The 4,548-nt window shown below is 33.1% G+C and carries 7 protein-coding genes; 5 read left to right on the forward strand and 2 right to left on the reverse strand.

Features of this window, described 5'->3' with window-relative positions; translation table 11 throughout:
- Window positions 1-532 precede the first annotated feature (532 nt).
- From F928_RS16335 to F928_RS16355, 5 genes are all read left to right on the forward strand, one after another.
- The gene (locus F928_RS16335; RefSeq protein WP_000900860.1) at window positions 533-850 is read left to right on the forward strand and encodes a hypothetical protein; all 318 of its coding nucleotides are present in this window, start codon (window positions 533-535) and stop codon (window positions 848-850) included.
- Between the two features lie 520 nt (window positions 851-1,370).
- On the forward strand, window positions 1,371-1,715 hold the full coding sequence (locus F928_RS16340; RefSeq protein ID WP_005065055.1) for a type II toxin-antitoxin system RelE/ParE family toxin: 345 nt from the start codon (window positions 1,371-1,373) through the stop codon (window positions 1,713-1,715).
- Between the two features lie 4 nt (window positions 1,716-1,719).
- On the forward strand, window positions 1,720-2,022 hold the full coding sequence (locus tag F928_RS16345) for a helix-turn-helix domain-containing protein (protein ID WP_005065057.1): 303 nt from the start codon (window positions 1,720-1,722) through the stop codon (window positions 2,020-2,022).
- Window positions 2,023-2,113: 91 nt separating this feature from the next.
- Window positions 2,114-2,515, forward strand: coding sequence for a hypothetical protein (locus F928_RS16350; protein WP_005065059.1), 402 nt, complete (start codon window positions 2,114-2,116; stop codon window positions 2,513-2,515).
- Between the two features lie 51 nt (window positions 2,516-2,566).
- Window positions 2,567-3,241 carry a HEPN domain-containing protein gene (locus F928_RS16355; RefSeq protein WP_005065062.1) on the forward strand — a complete coding sequence of 225 codons (675 nt, stop codon included), beginning with the start codon at window positions 2,567-2,569 and terminating at the stop codon, window positions 3,239-3,241.
- Between the two features lie 90 nt (window positions 3,242-3,331).
- On the opposite strand, the gene F928_RS16360 is transcribed toward F928_RS16355, so the two are convergent.
- Together F928_RS16360 and F928_RS16365 are read right to left on the reverse strand one after the other, a co-directional pair.
- Window positions 3,332-3,643 carry a BrnA antitoxin family protein gene (locus tag F928_RS16360; protein ID WP_005065064.1) on the reverse strand — a complete coding sequence of 104 codons (312 nt, stop codon included), beginning with the start codon at window positions 3,641-3,643 and terminating at the stop codon, window positions 3,332-3,334.
- Window positions 3,630-3,917 carry a BrnT family toxin gene (locus F928_RS16365; RefSeq protein ID WP_002124950.1) on the reverse strand — a complete coding sequence of 96 codons (288 nt, stop codon included), beginning with the start codon at window positions 3,915-3,917 and terminating at the stop codon, window positions 3,630-3,632. The genes F928_RS16360 and F928_RS16365 overlap by 14 nt, the downstream gene beginning before the upstream one ends.
- Window positions 3,918-4,548 lie beyond the last annotated feature (631 nt).

Here is a 4,548-nt window from a genome sequence, read left to right on the forward strand (position 1 = left end):
CTTGATGTTGAAGCTCAAAAAAACACAATTAAAAAAATTAGAAATCAGAACAATGCTGAACTTTATGGCAAGGAATATGATTTAGAAATATCTAGACGCCATGTGCTTACTCAGAAAAAAGATCCTGGCTTTAGCTTAGATTGATTTTTATAAGTGGAAAATTTGTGTTTTTTGAACATGGAATCTTGAAAAAACTTATCCATATTGTGAGTGATTTTTAGCCACAACATGGAAAATTTGTGTTTTTTAGGCTGCAATGATGGATAGATTGTGTTTTTGATTCAGGTCAATAAGGAAAACCTAGATTTTTGCCCATAAATGTAAAATCTAGGTTTTTCGCATAAGGTGTATTATGTTAATAATATAAATTTTTAAAAGCATATTGATTTAATAATAGAAAAATTATCAGAGTAGGGCATGTGTAAAGTAAACGTTCGATTATTAACCAATAATGATTAAAGATTTATATCTTGTATGTGTTAATTTTATTAACATATATATACGAAATTAATAATGCCTTAAGTGAAATAGTATGCTAGGTAAAAATCATCATTTTTTAAAAAAATTTTCGATCAGTGATGCTGCTATAGCGTATAAAAAACCTCGCTCGACTATACTTAAATATATAAAAAGCGGAGATTTCGAACTTGACTACAATAAATTGATTGAATACAGTCAGTTAGTTAGAAAATTTGGTGAACTTACTTACCCTATACAGGACGAAAGAGAGCAACAAATCAAAAAACTAAAAGATGAAGTTATGCATTTAAAAAAACAACTTAACTTTTTTAAATATACTTCAATCTCAAACAAAAATAGACTATTAATTTCTCATAAACATTCCATTTAACATAATAGAGCTTATACGAAATGCTTTTTAAAATCTCCTTGTTTTTCATATAGTTAAAAATTTTTCATCCCCCTAAAAAACCACAAAAAACCGACTGGGAAACAAGTCGGTTTCTTTTTAAGCAAAACTGTAACTTTTAGCCAATAAAATCGATCAAAAAACATTCGTTTTTCATTTTTTCCTGATTTCTCAATGGTCACACTTCACAAATAATCCCCAATTTCTGCGGACAACTCTTGGGATAAAATAGGCCAACTTTGTAAGCTAAAGCTTACAGAGATTTAAGGATTTTGCTGATTGGTAATCCAAGGTACTAGCCCTATTATGAATACATAAGGGAACTGGATGTCTCCAGACAACAAGAATAAGAAAATAGCGCAAGGAATGGGCAGCACGAGATCAGTAAGACGAGCACCCGATATGAAAAAGCCCGACAGGATGTCGGGCTTTTTTATTGCCATTTGCAAAGTTATTCAATCAGCTTTAATATATAGACTATAATCTATATTATGGTTGTAATATGTGGACAGTCATTACAACGGATCTGTTTAATGAATGGCTTGAACAGCAAGATGAAATAACACAAGAGAAAGTCTTAGCTGCGTTGGTTGTTCTGCAACTGCAAGGACCAAGTTTAGGTCGTCCCTTAGTAGATACCGTCTACGATTCTAAATTTACCAATATGAAGGAACTACGTGTTCAGCATCGAGGTAAACCATTAAGAGCATTTTTTGCATTCGATCCATTACGACAAGCAATTGTACTGTGTATTGGTGATAAGAGCGGTAAAAAGCGTTTTTATACAGAGATGCTAGCAATTGCAGATAAGCAATATGAACTTCATCTCTCAACATTAGGAGAATAATCTGATGGCTAAGACCCTACAAGAATTATTGGCTAATCGCTCTCCTGAGAGCCAAGCCCGTATTCAAAAAATGGCTGATGAATTGCTATTAGAAAATCAGCTTTACCTTATTCGTGAAGAACTCGAAATCTCTCAAAAAGAACTGGCTGAAACTTTGGGAATAAAACAGCCATCGCTTTCAGCAATAGAAAATCGTGGCAATGATCTTAAGATTTCAACCATGAAAAAGTATGTTGAAGCTATGGGAGGAAAGCTCCGTATTGATGTGGAACTTCCAACTGGGAAACATATAGGATTCAATGTATAGATATAGAAAAGTGAGTTTAAGCTCACTTTTTTCATTTGGTCTGATCAGTATGATATAAGTTATAAATCATTCAAAAGATAAAGGCTTATATATGACTGATAAAAAACAGAACGATCATCTAAATCTTGATGGAATCAACTCATCTTATAATGATGGTGATGGGCTAAGAATAAATAATCCTGAGGATTTCAGAAGTATTACCATATCTAATGGCTATTTCTCAAACAATAAAGGGAATGGAATTACTATTGGCTCACCGCAACAATCACCATTAGAAATCATTCTTACTCAATTAGCCCCAAAACTTCCAGATACTATTCAGCCTTATGAATTGGCATCAGTTATTCAAAACCTTCTGGAATCAACTAATCAAGAAGAAATATCTCAAAAATTAATGACTTCAGGCCTTAAAGAAAAATTTAAAGATCCTAATCTTTGGATATCTTTCAGTAGTTTATTGTTTTCATTAATTTTCCAATTTTCATCTAAATAGATTTATAGAGTTCAATTACTTAATTTGGAAACCCTAAAAAACTGAGTAAACATGAGTCAAAAAATATTACAGCGTTATGAACAACTACTAACCGATTCTGCTTCCATCAAAGCTATGACAAAAAAAGCTTACTCAGAATATAGCGGTAGCTATGATACTTTGGGTGATGAGGGGGATGCTCTTTATCTTGAATGGAAAGTTAAAGTTAAAAATCTATTATTACTATCATGTGGTGAACATTCTATTCATTACCGTGATTTTTTAGATGCTGAAGAAACACAGAGCTTTGATACTAATACTAGAATAATCAGTAGGTTAATTCCAATTTTAAAAGCATCGTATGATGATTTTAAAAATGGTTTTTTAACTTCTTTCAAGCAAATTGTTCAAGCTGAAGTTTTTGATAGTGAATTAGAACAAGCACGATCGCTGTTAAGTAGTGGTTATAAAAATTCAGCTGCTGTAATTGCTGGTGTAGTTCTAGAAACCGCAATTAAAGAACTATGTTTGAATAATGGAATAGAATTAGAGAAGAAAAAATTAACACGATTGAATGAAGACTTGGCAAAAGCGGGAGTTTATAACCCTCTACAGCAAAAACTAATTACAGCTATGGCTGATATTCGAAATAATGCGGCCCATGGAGATTATGATCAGTTTACAAAAGAAGATGTTCACAGGATGATCGAAGATATCGAAAGATTTCTACTAGCTTACTCTTCGTAAGACTGTCAGATTTACATAGAAAAAATTTAATTATTTAACATAAAATCTCTTATGCGAAGCAAAAATGGGAGTCTATAGCTCCCATTTTCATCAATGATTCTTAAGATCTTCTAGCATTGCTTCACGCAGAATTTTATTCATGCGTGTCTGATAGCCTTTGCCTTGAGCCTTTAACCATGCAAGTACATCTGCATCTAGACGAACAGATGTTTGTTGCTTCACTGGACGATAAAATTGCCCATGGCGAACAGCATGACTCCAGTCGGTAATCTCAGGAATGTCAGATAGATCTAATTGTTCATCTGGTACAGTTCCTTTTGCAAGCAAGCGTTTAATTTCAGCATCTTGCTTGTCACTGAATTTTTCATTCAGTTCTTTGCGTGTATATCTAACCATGCTCATATTGATTGCGTTCCGCTTTAGTGACTTGCCTTGCACTAATGATTCGTATGATCTCACAGTCATCATCGTCAATGATTGTATGAGCCACCAATAACATCAGTACACCTTTAACCATACCGATCGTTTGCCAACGTTCTTCACCATTGGTATGTCGATCCTGGATTGAGATCCGTAAAGGATCTTCAAAAACGAGGCTTGCCGTTTCAAAAGATACATCATGTTTTTTCTGATTCTTTTGGTTTTTAGCCTCATCCCATTCGAAATACAGTTCCATAAAAAACATTCAAATTTGTATATACAATAATGTATCACAAATTTGTATCACTCAAGCTAATTGGAGTAATTTTTAGTCAAAATTATTGGCAAGAAGTATCAAACTTGCTCAAAAAAAATCCGCTTTGTTTCCAAAGCGGATTTTTGCGGTGGTTACGGGTGATGTAAAATAGTTAAGCATATGATTTTATTTAACTTATAAAAGACGATTTCGGATAACGGCCATTATGTTAAATGGATAGGGGATTGGTGGAAAATTCTAGTTTCTGAGATTGCAAATTAGAAGTTTATATTAAACACCCGATCTATTAAGACATATGGGATTGAATTACTAATTCGCTCTAGCTTTCTAATCGGATTCTACGTTACATATCATATTCATTGTAATATCCATTTTGAGTTCTTTGTCTATGTAAAACTTCTTGTTCTTGTTCTTGACGTTCCTGTTCCTCAAGCATAGCTTTACTGCTTTTTTCAGATTCTTTTATAGTTTTTAATATTTCTTTTAGAGGAGTATTCTCATAACCAACAAGTTGGATTGATCCTAGCCAAAATAATGGACAGTACTTCCCTCTAAAGATAACGTAACGTTAACTTTGGAGATCCAAGAAATGGCCAAACGTTTTAGTGCT

The sequence above is a fragment of the Acinetobacter pittii ATCC 19004 = CIP 70.29 genome, assembly GCF_000369045.1.
In the GTDB taxonomy this organism is placed as follows: Bacteria; Pseudomonadota; Gammaproteobacteria; order Pseudomonadales; family Moraxellaceae; genus Acinetobacter; species Acinetobacter pittii.